We start from the raw sequence: 16,406 nt of genomic DNA, 5'->3' as shown, positions 1-16,406 counted from the left end.
GGAGTCACTCCCATGTCCCAGCAGAACGAGTTCGGCATCACCCACCTGCGGCACGTCGACCTGGCCGTGCCCGACTACGACACCCAGCGCACCTTCTACAAGGACACCTGGGGACTCACCGAGGTCGGCACCGACAGCGGCCTGTCCTACCTGGCCACCGAGGGCTCACCCGAGCAGTACGTCGTGCGCCTGCGCCGCGCCCAGGAGAAGCGCCTCGACCTGATCGCGTTCGGCGCCGCCTCCGGCGCCGACGTCGACGCCCTCGCCCAGCGGCTCGCGTCGCAGGGGATCCAGCTCGTCAGCCAGCCCGGCACGCTGCAGACGGCGGGCGGCGGCTACGGTTTCCGCTTCTTCGACGTCGACGGCCGCACCATCGAGATCTCCAGCGGCGTGGAAACACGGCAACACCGGGCGATCGAAGAAGGAGAAGCGATTCCCGTACGCATCTCACACGCGGTCATGAACTCCAACGACATCAACCGGACGCGGGAGTTCTACGAGACGTACCTCGGCTTCAAGCTCACCGACAGCCTGTGGAGCCAGCACATGGGCGAGATGATGCACTTCATGCGGTGCAACGACTGGCACCACAGCCTCGCCCTGGCCCAGGGCCCGCACACGTCGGTGCACCACGTGTCGTTCGAGATGCGCGGCCTCGACGAATACATGCGGGGCACGGGCCGGGTCATGCGGGCCGGCATCAAGAAGGTGTGGGGCCCGGGCCGCCACAAGGCCGGCAACAACACGTTCTCGTACTTCATCGACCCGAGCGGCAACACCATGGAATACACGACCGAGCTCGAACGCCTCGAAACCGACCAGTGGCATCCGAGCGTCTACGACATCGCCGACCCGATGACCCAGGACCAGTGGGGCACGGCCGACCCGATGAGCGAGCTGATCGCCAAGGAGTCCTTCAACGACAAGGACCGCGGCGTCTTCGTCGCGCCCCCGGTCTGATGGGAGTGTTGGACGGGAAGACCATCGTGGTCACCGGCGCCGCCCGCGGTCAGGGCGCGGCCACGGCGTCGGCCCTCACCGAGGCGGGAGCGTCGGTGGTCGCTGTGGACGTCATGCCGGCGGCCGACTGCATTCCCTTGGACGTACGCGACGAGGAAGGCTGGCGTGGACTCGCGTCGTCCCTGCCCGTGGTCCACGGCCTGATCAACAACGCCGGCGTGGCCGGCCGCGACCGCCTGCCCGACGTGCCGCTGGACGCGTGGGAGCGGACGTTCGCCATCAACGTGACCGGCCCCCTGCTGGGCATACAGGCCCTGGTCCCGCACATGCCGGCCGGCGCGTCGATCGTGAACGTCTGCTCGGTGGCCGCTCTGAGTGGGCACGTCGCCGCCGCGTACACCGCAAGCAAATGGGCTTTGAGAGGCCTGACCCGGACGGCGTCGCTGGAGCTGGGCGCCCGCGGCATCCGCGTCAACGCGGTCCTGCCCGGCCTGATCGAGACCCCGCTGATGGAATCGGCCTCGCCGGCCTTCCGCGAGGCCGCGATCGCCGAGATCCCATTGGCCCGCACCGGAACGGTCGGCGACATAGCCCCGCTGATGGTCTTCCTGATGTCCGAGGCGTCGTCCTACATGACCGGCGCCGAACTGGTCGTCGACGGAGGCATGACCGCCCACGTCTCCCACAAGCGAATAGCCGACGCGATCGGGAGCCCTTCATGAAGTTCGCCACCGTCCGCGCGGGCACCCGAACCCTCGGCGTTGTCGTATCCCCGTCGGGCTCCCTGCACCCGACCTCCCTTTCCGTTGATCAACTTGTGGCGCTCGGTCTGTCGCGGGCGCTCGAGATCGGCGCGGAAGCGCTGCTGTCGGCGCCGATCGACTCCGAGGTCACCTTTCTCGCTCCGGTGCGGCCCACCTGCGTACGCGACTTCGTGACCTTCGAGTCTCATGTCGAGGGTGTGCGCCGCAGCGTCGACGGCGCCTCCGGCGTTCCCGACGCCTGGTACGACGCGCCGACGTTCTACTTCACCAACCCGCACACCCTGGCCGGCCCGTCCGCGCCGGTGCGCCGGCCCTGGGGCTGCGACGCGCTCGACTTCGAACTGGAGGTCGCCTGCGTGCTCGGCTCCGGCGGCACGTCCCTGTCCGAGACCGACGCCGCCACCACGATCTTCGGGTACACGATCTTCAACGACTGGTCGGCCCGCGACCTCCAGAGCCGCGAGATGCGGGTCGGCCTCGGCCCGGCCAAGGGCAAGGACTTCTGCACGTCGATCGGCCCATGGCTGGTCACCGCCGACGAGTTCGCCACGCGGCACGACCCCGACGGCTTTCTCGACCTCGCCTGCACCGTGTCGGTCAACGGCGCCGGCGTAGGCCACGACCGCCTCACCTCGATGGGCTGGACCTTCCCCACGATGATCGCCTACGCCTCACGCGACTCCGTGGTCGCCGCCGGCGACATGCTCGCCTCGGGCACGACCGGCGGTGGCGGCTGCCTGGCCGAACTGTGGGGCCGCGCCGGCAAACAGAACCCGCCGCCGCTGCAGCCCGGCGACGTCGTCGCCATCACCGTCGACGGGCTCGGCACCCTGACCACCACCGTGGCCGAAGGCCACCCCGCTCCGCCTCTCACCCCGTTCAGAAAGTAGGGCGTCGCATGTTCGAGTACTTCCCGGGCAACTACATCTGGAACCTCGGCGTGGCCGCGACCCTCAACAGCGGCGGCATGATCGACGAGGTGGACCGGGCCTGCCGCCCGATCCGCGACCTGGCCGCGCAGGGCTCCGACGTCGGCACCCGCGAGTTCATGGCCTCCTGGCAGCGCGTGGCCGACCAGCTCGAAGGCCAGGCGGCCGACGCGGAGAAGGACGGCCACCTCCGTACGGCCGGGCAGAAATATCTGCGCGCCGCGGCGTACCTCTGCCAAGCCGAACGGATGCAGAGCGCCTCCGCCCCCGGCCGCAAGGCCGTCTATCAGCACTGCCTGTACCTGATGCAGAAGAGCTTCGACCTGGTCGACCCGGCCACCACCCGCGTGCGCGTCCCGTTCGAGGGCACACACCTGCCGGCGTACTTCACGAACGCCTCCCGCGACGGCGCACCCACCCCCACCATGATCATGTGGAACGGCCTGGACTCCACGAAGGAGCACATGTACACCTCGGGCTGGCCGGCCGAGATGGCCGCCCGGGGCATCTCCACCCTGATGGTCGACTGCCCCGGAAGCGGCGAGGCGCTCCGCCTCGAAGGCTTGACCTCCCGCGTCACGACTGAGGACTGGGCCGCCGCGTGTGTCTCCTACCTGGAAAGCCGGCCCGACGTCCGCGCCGACCGGATCGGCCTGGTCGGATGGTCGCTGGGCGGCTTCTACGTCCCGCGGGCGGCCGCCTTCGAGAAGAGGCTCGCGCTCGCCGTGGCCTGGGGCGCCAACCACAACTGGGGCCAGATCCAGAAGCGCCGCCGCGAACGGGAGGGCGAGAACCCGGTGCCGCACTACTGGGAGCACGTCCTCTGGGTGTGGGGCGCCCCCGACATCGACACGTTCATCCAGGACGCCGCCGCCGTGACCCTCGAAGGCGTCGTCGACCAGATCACCTGCCCCTTCCTGATCACCCACGGCGAGAACGACCGCCAGATCCCGGTGGCCGACGCCTACCAGTCCTACGACCAGGCCGTGAACAGTCCTCGCCGCGAACTGCGCGTCTTCACCCCGGACGAGGGTGCCACCGAGCACATCGGCCTCGACCACCTCCCGCACGTGGGCGCCTTTACTGCCGACTGGATCGAGGACACGCTCGCCTGGCTCGACGCCCGCCCATGAACCAACGCACGGCCCGCCCAGCCTCCGGCATCGGCGATCAGGCGGCACCAAGCGATCAGCCGCGCCCGTTTCGGCGTGCACGACTTCGCGCGGGCGGTGCCGACAACGGGGGCCGATCCGCCTTCAACGGTCACCCAAGGATCAATCAGCCGATTGGATCAAGGATGAAAGTATCTGGTGCCAAACATGGGACTCCCTTTCTCTGGGGCGCCTCCACGGCGTCGCACCAGGTCGAGGGTGGCAATGTCAACAACGACTGGTGGGCGCGTGAGCACGCGCTCGGCCTCCAGCCCAGCGGTGACGCCTGCGACAGCTACCACCGTTACGGCGAGGACATCTCTCTCCTCTCGGGTGCGGGCCTGAACGCCTATCGCTTCAGCCTGGAGTGGAGCCGCATCGAGCCGGCCCCCGGACAGTTCTCGAGAGCCGCCCTCGACCATTACCGGCGCATGGTCGACGAGTGTCTCTCGCGGGGCGTCACCCCGGTCGTGACGCTGAACCATTTCACCGTGCCGCGATGGTTCGAGGAAAGCGGCAGTTGGCGATCTGTGGATAACCTCGGCCGCTTCGAACGCTTTGTGGATAAGTCGCTGCCGGTCGTTCGCGAGGGCGTACCGTGGGTCTGCACTTTGAACGAGCCCAACCTGACCTCGGTCATCGTCAACATGCGCCACGACGGCTCGATGGCCTTCCCGCCGGCCCCCGATCCGGAGTTGGCTGAGGCTTTGCTGGCCGCCCACCGCCGCGCGCGTGAGGTTCTGCGTTCGGTGTCGGGCGTCCGTTCCGGTTTCACCATCGCCTCGTTCAACCTGCAGGAGACCTCCGAGGCCGACGATGAGGCCCGGAAGCTGCGGCAGGACGCACAGGACGCCTGGTTCGAGGCGGCGCGAGACGACGACTTCGTCGGCGTCCAGGCGTACTCCCGCATCTGGCTCGGCAAGGGCGGCGCCCTGCCCACCCCGCCCGGCGCCGAGTCGACGATGAACGGTTGGGAGTATTACCCTGCGGCCTTGGGTGAGATGGTCCGCCGAGCGTGGGCGCTGGGCGACAACACCCCGATCCTGGTAACCGAGAACGGCCTGGCAACGACGGACGATCCGCGCCGCATCGCGTACACCCGGGACGCCCTCACGGGTTTGGCCGCCGCGATGGCCGACGGCGTCGACGTTCGCGCCTACTTGCATTGGAGCCTGCTGGACAACTTCGAGTGGTTCGAAGGCTACAAGCCGCGATTCGGCCTCATCGAAGTTGATCGCGACACCTTCGACCGCAGGCCGAAGCCCAGCCTGGAGTGGCTGGGATCAGTCGCGCGGGCGAATCCGAAGGGCCCGGTGAACGCTTAGGCTTCGGCTGTGGAGACGCCGAAGCTCGGCCCGATCCGGGCCGACCGCCTGCTCCGCGCCGACCTCCGGCGTGCGCGCGAGGCAGTCGAGCTGTCACAGGCCGAGCTCGCCCAGGTGCTCAGCTGGTCGGTTTCGAAGGTGGCGCGCATCGAGAATGGTGGCGTCGGGATCAGCGGGGATGACCTCCGAGCGCTGGCGAAGGCGCTTGGCCTCGGCAGCGCGGTGATCCGGGAGCTCGAGAAGCGGGCCGACAGCGCACACCAGCGGGGGTGGTGGCACGGCAGGCGCAATCAACTTTCCGAAGCGTTGGCGACCCTCTTGGGCTTGGAGATGGAGGCCGACCGGATCGGGCAGTACGCCTGTGAGCTGATGCCGGACCTGTTGCAGACCGAGTCTTACGCCGAAGTGGCCTTGCTCGGTATGCACGTTGATCCGGAGTACGAGCAGACGATCTGGAATCCCGAAGCCGGCCGCCCCGTTCCTGTGCCGTTGGATCTGCTGTTGCAGCGGCAGCGGTGGTTCTGGGAACGTTCCGACCCACCCGAGTTCCAGGTGGTGATCGACGAGGCCGTCCTCTACCGCCGGGTCGGCGCGCCGGAGGTGATGGCCGAGCAGGTGCGCCGGCTGGCCGAGGCGGCCCGACGGCCGCAGGTCGAGCTGAGGGTGTTGCCGATCGAGAGCCGGGTCGTCCGCAAACACGGGTTCGTGGTGGTGTCCGACGAGATGATCGGGCACCTCGTCTACACCGACCTGCTCAACGGTGACTGGCTTTGGGAGGGCGGCGTCCTGGCCACGGGATTGGCCGACCACTTCGACGGTCTCAGGGCCGTCTCTCTTGACGCTGATCGAACCGGTCAGCTGCTCCATCGCGTCGCAGAGGTCTATGCGGCGGGCGATGAGCCGCGGCCGTGGCTGTGGCAGTGACTCAGAACCGTACGAGCAGGCGCAAGCGCTCCACTTCCTCCGGATGCCCCGGCGCTGAGAGCACCGTCAACGCGGTGCCCAAGCTGTCGAAGGCCTGCTCGTCCAATCCCGCGCCCCAAAGCAAGTTCGCTCGGGTCCACCAGCCGCCGGTCTCCGCGCCCCGGGGTTGAAGTGCGGCGACCGCGATTTCGCCGCCCGTCAGCAGGAGCGCCAGCACGACCAGGTTGGCCGTGTAGGCGGCACAGGCCGCCACGACGTCCGGCGGCGTCGGCGCGTACCTCTCGTACCGGCCGAACGCCCGGACGCGCGCCCGCGTCAGGAGCGCGACGGCCGCGGTGAGCATCTCCTTGCGCCGGGGCTCGGGGAAGCGTGACACCAGGCCGGCGGCGAAGTCGACGATCGGGCGGCGCAGCGTCAGCGGCTGATAGGACAGCAAGGCTCGCAGCAGGCTGTCGTCGGGCGCGTCGGGAAACGACGGATCCGACCGGTGAGCGGCGTAGCCGCGGGCGTAGCTGTCGAGCAGCAGCAGAGCGCGCTCGGCGATGAGGAACTCGCCGAACGTAGCGTGCAGGAACTCGTACGTCCGCCTCGGGTCGGCGGTGTGCTCGTCGACGCGGGAGACGTGCACGAAGAAGAATCCGGCCACAGTCTGGCGCGCGCGCCCGGACGGTGACCCGAAATCGCGGACCTCGTGCTCGCGGTGGCCGAGGAACACCTCCATGTCGCGTTCCAGGTCACGGTCGCTGACATGCTGGCGTCCCCGGTTGAACATGCCGAACGCGGCGATGCTCAGCCGCCATCGCAGATCGCCGAGCAGGCGCGGCAACTCGTCGTCGCCCGGTGGCCGGTCGGGCTTGTCGGCGACCTGCCGGTGGATGAAATTGTCGAGCAGCGTGCGGTAGAGCGTCGCGCTGGAGAGGGCACGATCGGACAGGCGCGCCGCGTGGGGGTCGGCGTGGTAGATGCCGAGCAGGGTGAGCAGCAGCGGCTGCCGTGCGATCTCGCCGTGCCGTGCTATCTCCTGGGCCTGCAGGGCGCGGAAGGACGGCGTTCGGGCGTTCGCCTTGTTCCAAGCGGTGGTCCACTGCTCGATCTGCGTGTCCGAGAACTCCTCCAATTTGATCACCAGAGAACCCTCGGGGACCCGAGCCCGGTCAACGACGATCGTGCGCGAGGTGACGATCACCGTGACTGAGCGACTCAGCGCCAGCTCCTCGGCCTGAAACCGGGCGATCTCGGTCAGGTAACTGGACTGCGTCGTGCCGGTCGCCTGCACCAGTTCGTCGAAGCCGTCGAGCAGCACCACCCGGGTCGCCCCGGCGCACTCCTCGGCCAACTGCCCCCAGGACACCTGCTCGTGGAGGATGTCACGGAGTGCGGTCTCCACCTGGTCGAGGAGGCGGTCGTCCGCGTTGACCCGCCGCAGCTGTACGGGGATGACGGCGTAGCGCTCGCTCGGCAGCCGAGCCGCGAGGATCTCGGTGAGCAGCGACTTCCCCGCGCCTGGGTGTCCCAGCACCACCAGCGGGCGCCGGGCGGCGTCCGGGTGATCCAGGTAGGCGGCGAGGAACAGGTCGAGGTCGTCGCGGATCGAATATGCGGTCCACCAATGCTCCTCCGACATCTGCGGCGACGACTCGGCGGAGGCGACCGCACTGCGGAAACGCGGCGTCACAAAGCCTTCTGCCACGGTCGGCAACGACAATCCGCCCGGCGGCTTCGACGACCGCAGCAAGGGCTGGTCGAGCACAGCCGCAGCCGCGCGAGCGAGGTTCGCGCGGATCGTTCCCCGCCTTGGTCTCGCCGTTCCGGTGCCGGCCGCGAGGATGTCGTGGAGTTGGCCCATCGCCTCGGAGGCCCGGTCGAGGATCTCAACGAGGCGTGCATCGGCTCTTCTCAGTTCCTCACGGGCTGCGGGGCGCCGGTCGAATGACGCCCAGACGAGGAATTCCGGCAGGTCGACGCCGAGGCGCAGGTAGGCGCGGCGGTAGTGCTGCCGCCACCGGCCGACGATGAGGGCGACGACGTCCGGCGGGGTCGGCGGCCACGCCCGCAGGCCTTCGAAGAAGGCGAGCGCCCCGTTCGCGAGGTCGGCCATCAGCGGGGCGAGGACGTTGTCGAGGTTGTGCTCGAAGCCGGCCACCGGCGAGGGCAGCGGCAGATCGGTCCCGGCGAGCTGGTCGATCCAGGCCGCCTGCGACATGATCTCGCCGGGGGAGCGGGCCAGGCGTACCTTCTCCTCGTCGGCGGCCTCGATCGACGCGTAGATCGGGCCGAGCGTCTCTCGGAGGGCGCCGAACAGGCTCGCGACGGTGATCGCCGTGTGGGCGGCGGCGATCAGCTCGTACCTTTCACGGCCGTGGGCGTTACGCAGGCGTACGGCAGAAGGCTCGAGAAGAGGATCCGGGTCGTACGCCGGTGGGAAGACGACCGCTCCCAGCAGAAAACCCGACTCCAGGGCCTCGGCGGCCGGCGACTCCGGGCCGAGCAGAGTGAGGGCGCCCTCATAGCTCAGCGGGTTGGCTTTGGCCATGCGCAGGACCGTAGTTAGCTTTCATGCGTGGCCGCCACCCGCCTGAACCGTGTTGCCGTGCTCGTGCTCGAAGGGGCGAAACCTCTTGACGTCGGGATTCCGGCTCAGGTGTTCACGACCCGGGCCAGCATGCCGTACGAGGTGAAGGTCTGCGGGGCCAGGCCGGGGCTGGTCACCGGTGGGGACGGGCTGTCGTATCACGTGGCGGACGGGCTCGACGCGCTCGAATGGGCGGATATCGCATTCATCCCCGGATATCGGCGACCGGATCAGGAGGATCCGCCGGCGGCGGTGGTGGCGGCGCTCCAGCACGCGCACGCCGGCGGGACGCGGTTGGCGGCGATCTCCACGGGCGCGTTCGCGCTGGCGGCCACGGGGCTGCTCGATGGCAAAAGGGCCACCACGCACTGGCATTACACGCGGCAGCTGGCGGCGAAATATCCGCGGGTGCGCGTCGACGAGAACGTGCTGTTCGTGGATGAGGGCAGCGTCCTGACGTCGGCCGGCGCCGCGTCCGGAATCGACCTCTGCCTGCACATTCTGCGGGGCGAAATGGGCGTTTCCGCATCGAATCACGCGGCGCGGCGGCTGGTGGCGGCGCCGTACCGCAGCGGCGGCCAGGCGCAGTACGTGCCGCGCAGCGTGCCCGAGCCGCTCGGCGAGCGCTTCGCGGCGACGCGGGAATGGGTGCTGCACCGCCTGGACAAGCCGTTGACGTTGGAGATCATGGCGCGGCACGCGCGGGTCTCGGCGCGGACGTTCTCGCGGCGCTTCGTCGAGGACACCGGCTACACCCCCATGCAGTGGGTGATGCGCGCCCGCATCGACGTGGCACGCGAACTGCTGGAACGCTCCGAGCGCGGCGTCGAGCAGATCGCGGCCGACGTCGGGCTCGGCACGGGCGCGAACCTGCGGCTGCACTTCCGGCAGATCCTGGGCACGACACCGAGCGAATATCGGCACACCTTCGCCCAGGGGGAGTTGGCGTGATCCTTGCGGACCATGGCGCTCGCGCCGCTGTCACGTTTTCCCGGAAGCGAACAGTCTTGAGGGCATGACACGCATCGCGATCAACGGTTTCGGCCGCATCGGGCGCAACGTGCTGCGCGCCCTGCTCGAACGGGACAGCAAGCTCGAGATCGTCGCCGTGAACGACCTCGCCGAACCGGCGGCGCTGGCCCGGCTGCTCGCCTTCGACAGCACGTCGGGCCGCCTGGGCCGCCCGGTGAGCGTCGAGGGGGACACCATCGTCGTGGACGGACGGCGCATCAAGGTGCTGGCCGAGCGCGTACCGGCCGATCTGCCCTGGAAAGAACTCGGCGTGGACATCGTGCTGGAGGCGACCGGGCGCTTCACCTCGGCCGAGGCGGCCAAGGCCCACCTCGCCGCCGGCGCGAAGAAGGTGCTGGTCGGCGCGCCCTCGGACGGCGCCGACGTGACGATCGCCGTCGGGGTCAACAGTGACGCCTACGACCCGGCGGCCCACACGATCATTTCCAACGCCTCCTGTACGACCAACGCGCTGGCCCCGCTCGCCCACGTCCTCGACGAGCTGGCCGGCATCGAGCACGGCTTCATGACGACCGTCCACGCGTACACCCAGGAGCAGAACCTGCAGGACGGCCCGCACCGGGACGCCCGGCGGGCGCGGGCGGCCGCCGTCAACATCGTGCCCACCACGACCGGCGCCGCCAAGGCCATCGGCAAGGTCCTGCCCAACCTCGACGGCAAGCTGTCCGGCGACTCGATCCGCGTGCCGGTGCCGGTCGGCTCGATCGTCGAGCTGAACACCGTCGTCGCCCGTGACGTGACCCGCGAGCAGGTGCTCGACGCCTACCGCGCGGCCGCGAACGGCCCGCTGGCCGGCGTCCTCGAATACTCCGAGGACGCCCTGGTCTCCTCCGACATCGTCGGCAACCCGGCGTCGTCCATCTTCGACTCGGCCCTGACCCGCGTCGAGGGCCGCAACATCAAGGTCGTGGCCTGGTACGACAACGAGTGGGGCTTCTCCCACCGCGTCATCGACACGCTGGAGTTGCTGGCCGCGACGGTTTGACGGGCGACAGTGCGCCGGGCCGCCCCGGCGTAGCGTCCCGGGGATGGCAACCATCGAGCGGCTCGGGGGCACGCCGGACGAGGCGGAAGCCGTCACCGGGGAGATCCTCGACGAATATCTGACGTGGTGTGGTGAGCGGCTCGCCGTGGAGCACGGGGTGACGTTCGGCGACATGGACGCGACGCGGGCCGCCCACCACCACGAGTTCGCGCGGGAGCTTCCGCATCTGCTGGGACGAGGCCGGCCTGTCCGGCCTGGAACGGCTCATGCTCTTCATGGAGCTGCCACTCGACCGGCCACCCACGTAGCGATCTGGGCCCGCCGCGAGACCCCGAGCTTCGTGCGGATGTGCTCGACGTGCGCCGCCGCCGTCTTCGGCGCGATGGTCAGCGCCACCGCGATCTCCCGGTTCGTGCGCCCCTCCGCGACCAGCCGCGCCACCTCCATCTCCCGCGCCGACAGCAGGGCCGGCGGCGAGTTCGGTGAGTTCGGCGTGGGGTCAAGACCTTTCAGACCCGCTTTGGCGTACGCCGTCAGAGCGGCCTCGCGGAAAGCCGCAGCCTCCGCCGGACGGCGCGATCGGGTCGCGCACCGGGCCTGGTCGAGCAGCACGGCCGTGCCCTCCCAGAACCGTCCCCGCCCCGACCAGAACGCGGCCGCCGCCTCCAGGGCCGCCCGGGCCTTCCCGGTCTGTCCCTCATGCATCAGGATCAGCCCCTCGGCGTGGTCGATCGCGCCCAGCGTGCCCGGGATGCCGCGTTCCCGCAGCGGCTCCGACGCGCGCCGCAGCCAGTCGCGGGCGGCCGTCGACCCGGTGGCGGCCAGATGCGCCCGGGTGCCCGTGACAACGTACGGGAAAAGATAAGCAGCGTCGGTGACCGGCGCCGAAGCGGCGAAGCCCTGCTCGCAGCGGCCGATGGCCGTGGCCGGATCGTCGCGGGCGAGCGCCACCTCGGCCTGCCCCCACCAGGCCGGCGACAGCCGTTGAAGCTCACGCATCCCGGACGCGAGCCGCTCGGCCGCGCCGAGATGCGCCCCGGCCCCGTCGAGGTCGCCGCGGCCCAGCGCCACATAGCCCAGCACGTGCCGCACCGTGATCTCCGTGGTGATGCCGCCGCCGTCCGCGAGCACCCGCTCGGCCAGGCCGGCGGCCTCGCCGTACGAGCCGGTGGCCCAGCGCACGTGCGCGAGGTGGGCGGTCATGTAGTGCTCGTCGTTGACCCGCTCGGCCCGCGCCGCGTAGGCGATGCCCGCGGTCAGCACCTCCGCCGCCGGCTCGTAGTCGACCAGCACGGACATGCTCGAACCGAGCATCCGGTAGGCCCGGGCCGCCTGCGCCTCCATCCCGAGCGCGGCGGCCCGGTCGATCGCCCGCCGCAGCAGTTCCTCGCCCTCGTCCCTCCGCCCGGCGAACAGGAACACCGAGCCGAGCGTCGCGTCGAGGTCGCACTGCACGCCGTGATCGGATGAGAGGGCCCGCGCCTGTTCGCCGTCCGCGATCGCCTCGTCGAGGCACCGGTCCAGCATGTACGCGGCGGCCAGCGCGGCGTGGATCCGGCTGCGCTCGGCCGGCCGGCCCGCCACCAGCGGCAGCGCCTCCCGCAGCGACGCGGTCCGCGATTCCAGGTCGGCGCCGAGCAGATGCCGGACGGCCACCCAGTCGGGCATCAGCGCCGCCGCTCCGGGACCGTCACCCAGCGAGAGCCGCAGCCGGTACGCCTCCTCGTAGCCGGCCGCCGCCTCCACGTTGTCGTCGACCGCGGCCAGCTCCGCGGCCAGCGCGGCGACGAGATCGGCCCGCTCACCCGCGGGCAGAGTGGACGGGCAGGTGCGCCGCGCCCGCCGGTAGAGCCGGGCCGCCTCCCGGTGGGCCGACATGGCCGCCGCCTCGGCCGCGGCGGCGAGGGCGTGCCGGAACGCCTGGCCGGTGAGGCCGGCCCGTTCGTACTGGTCGCTGAGGAAGGCGTCGGGGAAACCGGCCGCCGCGGCCGCGGCGGCGGCCCGGGCGTGCAGGTCGCGCCGCCGGTGCGGGGTGATGTCGGCGTGGAGCGCGTCCCGGATCAGCGCGTGCCGGAAGTCGTACCCGTCGCGGTCCCCGTTCGGGGTGACGAAGAACAGCGAGGTGAGCTCGCGCAGCCCCTTGTCGACCGCGTCGGTCCCCTCGCCGGTGATCGCGGTGAGCAGCCCGAGATCGAAGGACCGGCCCAGCACGGAGGCCACCTCGGCCAGCGCCCGCGCCGGCGGCGACAGCTGCGCGGCCCGCGCGAGCACGGCATCGGCCAGCGTCTCCGGAACGCCGTCATCGGGCCCCTCGACGGCCAGGAACTCCTCGATGTGCAGGGGAATGCCGTCGCTGCGCTCGTGCACCGACGCGGTGACGGCCCGGGGCAGCTCGGCGCCGGCGATCGCGGCGGCCATGGCGGCGGTCTGCGAAGGGCCGAGGCGGGGGAGCCGCACCTCCTCGGCCAGCCGCTGGGTGAGCAGGCGGGTGCGCCACTGCCGCATCGGCACGCGGGGGTAGAGCTCGTCGCTGCGGTACGTGCCGACGACGATCAGCCGCGTCTGCTTGGCGCGGGCGCCGAGCCGCCCGATCACGTCGAGCGTGAGGTCGTCGGCCCAGTGCAGGTCCTCGCAGGCGACGAGCACAGCGCCGGACGGCCCGTCGGGGTGCGGCCCGTCGGGGTGCGGCTTTTCGGAGGGTGGATTTTCGGGCGGCGGCGCGGCTATCAGGTCGGCCAGGTCGGCCACGAGCAGGCGGCGCTGCCGGTGCTGGTCGCCGTCGGCCAGCTCGTGCAGGCGCTGCTGGAGACGTTCGCCGGCCGCCCGCGTCGCCGGGTCGCGGCGCATCTCGGCCCCCAGGTCGGCCAGCAGCCCACCGGCGATCTCGGTGTCGCCCGGCGAGGCGCCCGCGGCCAGCACCGTGTAGCCCGCCTCCCGGGCCCGGCGCACGATCTCGCCGAGCAGCCGGGTCTTGCCGATGCCGGCCTCACCGGCCAGGAAGAGCAGCTCGCCGGTCGCGGCGGCCAGTCGCCGGTCGGCCAGCGCGATCAGGTCGTCGCGCCCGACAAGCACGGGGCTGCTGAGCGTCACCCCGCGACTTTAGGTCGCCGCCCAAGCCTTCTTAGGTGCTCTGACCGATGTCCGACCGCCCGCCCGCGACGAATCTGGGGGCATGGCGAAATTCATGGATGTACACAGCGGATTCCACGGCGTCACCGCCGAGCAGCTGAGCGAGGCGCACGACGCCGACCTCAAGATCGAGGGGGACGAGGGCGTGCACTTCGAGCGGGCCTGGCTCGACCCGGAGTCGGGCAAAGTGTTCTGCCTGAGCACCGGGCCGAGCAAGGAGGCGGTCATGCGCGTGCACGAACGCGCCGGCCACCCGACCACCGAGGTCTACGAGCTGACGGCCGAGGTCTGAGCGGCCTCGCTCTGATCGGCTTCGCTCGGGGCCGCGAACGACGGGCTGACGTTCGTCCGTGAGCGGACGATCTCGACCACGTGAGCGACGGCGTCGTCGATGGCGACGCCGTTGCGCTGCGAGCCGTCCCGGTAGCGGAAGGAGACCGTGCCCCCGTTGACGTCGTCGTCGCCGGCGATCGCCATGAAGGGGATCTTCTGCTGCTGGGCGGTGCGGATCTTCTTCTGCATACGCTCGGTCGAGTGGTCCACCTCGGCCCGGATGCCCTGCTTGCGCAGCTTCTGAACAAACTCTTCCAGGTACGCCGCGTGGTCGTCGCGGATCGGGATGCCGACCACCTGCACGGGCGCCAGCCAGGCCGGGAACGCGCCCGCGTAGTGCTCCACGAGTACGCCGAAGAAGCGCTCGATCGAGCCGAACTTCGCCGAGTGGATCATCACCGGCTCCTGGCGGGTGCCGTCGGCCGCCTGGAACTCCAGACCGAAACGGGCCGGCTGGTTGAAGTCGTACTGGATCGTCGACATCTGCCACGTACGGCCGATCGCGTCCTTGGCCTGTACCGAGATCTTCGGGCCGTAGAAGGCGGCGCCGCCCGGGTCGAGCACCAGCTCGAGACCGGACTCGGCGGCCACGTCCTCGAGGACCTTGGTCGCGACCGCCCACTGCTCGTCCGAGCCGATGAACTTGTCGCTCTTCGGGTCGCGGGTCGACAGCTCCAGGTAGTAGTCGTCCAGGCCGAAGTCGTCGAGCAGCGAGCGGACGAAGTTCAGCAGGTGCTTGATCTCGCCCGGGGCCTGCTCGGCCGTCACGTACGAGTGGGAGTCGTCCTGGGTCAGGCCGCGCACCCGGGTCAGGCCGTGCACCACACCCGACTTCTCGTAGCGGTAGACCGTGCCGAACTCGAAGAACCGCAGCGGCAGCTCACGGTAGGACCGCCCGCGCGACCTGAAGATCAGGTTGTGCATCGGGCAGTTCATCGCCTTGAGGTAGTAGTTCGCCCCTTCGAGCTCCATCGGGGGGAACATCGTGTCCTTGTAGTACGGCAGGTGCCCGGAGGTGTGGAACAGCCCCTCCTTGGTGATGTGCGGCGAGGAGACGTACTGGAAGCCCTCCTCGATGTGACGGGCGCGGACGTAGTCCTCCATCTCGCGCTTGATGATGCCGCCCTTGGGGTGGAACACGACGAGACCGCTGCCGATCTCGTCGGGGAACGAGAAAAGATCGAGCTCGGTGCCGAGCTTGCGGTGGTCGCGGCGCTCGGCCTCGGCGAGACGATTGAGGTACGCCTTCAGCTCGTCCCGCGACGGCCACGCCGTGCCGTAGATGCGCTGGAGCTGCGGGTTCTTCTCACTGCCGCGCCAGTAGGCGGCGGCCGACCGCATGAGCTTGAAGGCCGGGATCAGCCGGGTCGTGGGCAGGTGCGGGCCGCGGCACAGGTCGCCCCAGACGCGCTTGCCGTCCTTGTCGACGTTGTCGTAATGGGTCAGCTCGCCGTGGCCGACCTCCATCACCTCGTCGGCGTCGACGTCACCCTTGAGATCGACCAGTTCCAGCTTGTACGGCTCGTCGACCAGCTCGACCTTGGCCTCTTCCAGCGACCTGTACTCCCGGCGGCGGAAGCTCTGCCCAGCCTTGACGATCTCCTGCATGCGCTTCTCGAGCTTCTGCAGATCCTCGGGCTGGAACGGCTTCGGCACGTCGAAGTCGTAGTAGAAGCCGTTCTCGATCGGCGGGCCGATGCCGAGCTTGGCCTCGGGGAAGATGTCCTGCACGGCCTGGGCGAGCACGTGCGCGGCCGAGTGGCGCAGCACGTTCAGCCCGTCGGGCTCGTCGATCGCGACCGGGGTCACATCGGTGTCGAGCTCGGGCTGCCAGTCGAGGTCGCGCAGGCGGCCGGACGCGTCACGGACGACGACGACCGCCTTGGGGCCGTTCGTCGGCAGGCCGGCTGCGGCCACCGCGTCGGCGGCCGTAGTCCCGGCCGGGACGACGAGAGGGTCGGCCACAGCGGGGGTACGGGGTGCGGACACGGTGATCTCCTTTACGAAAAGCATGCGTAGGCCTTGACGATGCTATCCGCCCAGAAATTCCCGCGTTGAAGCAGCAACCTTTTACCCCACCGGTTGACGCTCGGCCTCATCCACGGCCTCATCCCTGACCGAGCAGCAGCGCCGCGGCGTCGATCACCAGGATGGCGGTCGCGACGCGGCCACCCACCCGGCTTTCCCGTGGCCCTTGCGGACGTCGAGCCGCCGCACGTCAGAGCCGGCCGGCCGTCACCCTAACGAAGTCGTTGAGCCGCGGAGCGTGGGCGGATCTCTTAACGGACCTCGGCGGGCGCAC

At 70.1% G+C, this 16,406-nt stretch carries 12 protein-coding genes; 9 read left to right on the top strand and 3 right to left on the bottom strand.

Annotated features, from left to right (window positions below; all coding sequences use genetic code 11):
• The first annotated feature begins 12 nt into the window (after window positions 1–12).
• Genes ACFY36_RS19025 through ACFY36_RS19000 form a run of 6 tightly spaced genes read left to right on the top strand, consistent with a single transcriptional unit; the run spans window position 13 to window position 6,053 of the window.
• Window positions 13–960, top strand: a complete 948-nt coding sequence (locus tag ACFY36_RS19025; RefSeq protein WP_499747283.1) for a VOC family protein — start codon at window positions 13–15, stop codon at window positions 958–960.
• Window positions 960–1,682 carry an SDR family NAD(P)-dependent oxidoreductase gene (locus tag ACFY36_RS19020; protein ID WP_499747282.1) on the top strand — a complete coding sequence of 241 codons (723 nt, stop codon included), beginning with the start codon at window positions 960–962 and terminating at the stop codon, window positions 1,680–1,682. Before ACFY36_RS19025 ends, ACFY36_RS19020 begins: the two co-directional genes overlap by 1 nt.
• The gene (locus ACFY36_RS19015) at window positions 1,679–2,614 is read left to right on the top strand and encodes a fumarylacetoacetate hydrolase family protein (RefSeq protein WP_499747281.1); all 936 of its coding nucleotides are present in this window, start codon (window positions 1,679–1,681) and stop codon (window positions 2,612–2,614) included. The genes ACFY36_RS19020 and ACFY36_RS19015 overlap by 4 nt, the downstream gene beginning before the upstream one ends.
• 8 nt (window positions 2,615–2,622) lie before the next feature.
• Window positions 2,623–3,786 (top strand): alpha/beta hydrolase family protein, encoded by a 1,164-nt coding sequence (locus tag ACFY36_RS19010; RefSeq protein WP_499747280.1) that lies wholly within the window; start codon window positions 2,623–2,625, stop codon window positions 3,784–3,786.
• Entirely contained in the window at window positions 3,783–5,129 is a 1,347-nt protein-coding gene (locus tag ACFY36_RS19005; protein ID WP_499747279.1) for a glycoside hydrolase family 1 protein, read from the top strand. Before ACFY36_RS19010 ends, ACFY36_RS19005 begins: the two co-directional genes overlap by 4 nt.
• A 9-nt stretch (window positions 5,130–5,138) precedes the next feature.
• Window positions 5,139–6,053, top strand: a complete 915-nt coding sequence (locus ACFY36_RS19000; RefSeq protein WP_499747278.1) for a helix-turn-helix domain-containing protein — start codon at window positions 5,139–5,141, stop codon at window positions 6,051–6,053.
• Window position 6,054: 1 nt separating this feature from the next.
• On the opposite strand, the gene ACFY36_RS18995 is transcribed toward ACFY36_RS19000, so the two are convergent.
• Window positions 6,055–8,586 (bottom strand): NACHT domain-containing protein, encoded by a 2,532-nt coding sequence (locus ACFY36_RS18995; protein WP_499747277.1) that lies wholly within the window; start codon window positions 8,584–8,586, stop codon window positions 6,055–6,057.
• A 27-nt stretch (window positions 8,587–8,613) separates the two neighbouring features.
• Here ACFY36_RS18995 and ACFY36_RS18990 point away from each other — a divergent pair, with 27 nt between their 5' ends.
• Window positions 8,614–9,576 (top strand): GlxA family transcriptional regulator, encoded by a 963-nt coding sequence (locus ACFY36_RS18990; RefSeq protein WP_499747276.1) that lies wholly within the window; start codon window positions 8,614–8,616, stop codon window positions 9,574–9,576.
• A gap of 64 nt (window positions 9,577–9,640) precedes the next feature.
• On the top strand, window positions 9,641–10,642 hold the full coding sequence (gene gap / locus ACFY36_RS18985) for a type I glyceraldehyde-3-phosphate dehydrogenase (protein ID WP_499747275.1): 1,002 nt from the start codon (window positions 9,641–9,643) through the stop codon (window positions 10,640–10,642).
• A 273-nt stretch (window positions 10,643–10,915) separates the two neighbouring features.
• On the opposite strand, the gene ACFY36_RS18980 is transcribed toward gap, so the two are convergent.
• Window positions 10,916–13,732, bottom strand: coding sequence for an ATP-binding protein (locus tag ACFY36_RS18980; RefSeq protein ID WP_499747274.1), 2,817 nt, complete (start codon window positions 13,730–13,732; stop codon window positions 10,916–10,918).
• A gap of 82 nt (window positions 13,733–13,814) precedes the next feature.
• Here ACFY36_RS18980 and ACFY36_RS18975 point away from each other — a divergent pair, with 82 nt between their 5' ends.
• Complete coding sequence (locus tag ACFY36_RS18975; RefSeq protein ID WP_498690453.1) at window positions 13,815–14,063, top strand: SCO4226 family nickel-binding protein; 249 nt, start codon at window positions 13,815–13,817, stop codon at window positions 14,061–14,063.
• Here the strand turns inward: ACFY36_RS18975 and thrS are convergent.
• Entirely contained in the window at window positions 14,039–16,093 is a 2,055-nt protein-coding gene (gene thrS / locus ACFY36_RS18970; RefSeq protein WP_499747273.1) for a threonine--tRNA ligase, read from the bottom strand. The genes ACFY36_RS18975 and thrS overlap by 25 nt on opposite strands.
• Between the last annotated feature and the right edge of the window lie 313 nt (window positions 16,094–16,406).

The sequence above is a fragment of the Actinoplanes sp. NPDC000266 genome (genome assembly GCF_042899005.1).
Lineage (GTDB): Bacteria > Actinomycetota > Actinomycetes > Mycobacteriales > Micromonosporaceae > Actinoplanes.
The sequence above is the reverse complement of the archived record's forward strand: the minus strand, read 5'-3'. Positions and strand labels throughout refer to the sequence as shown.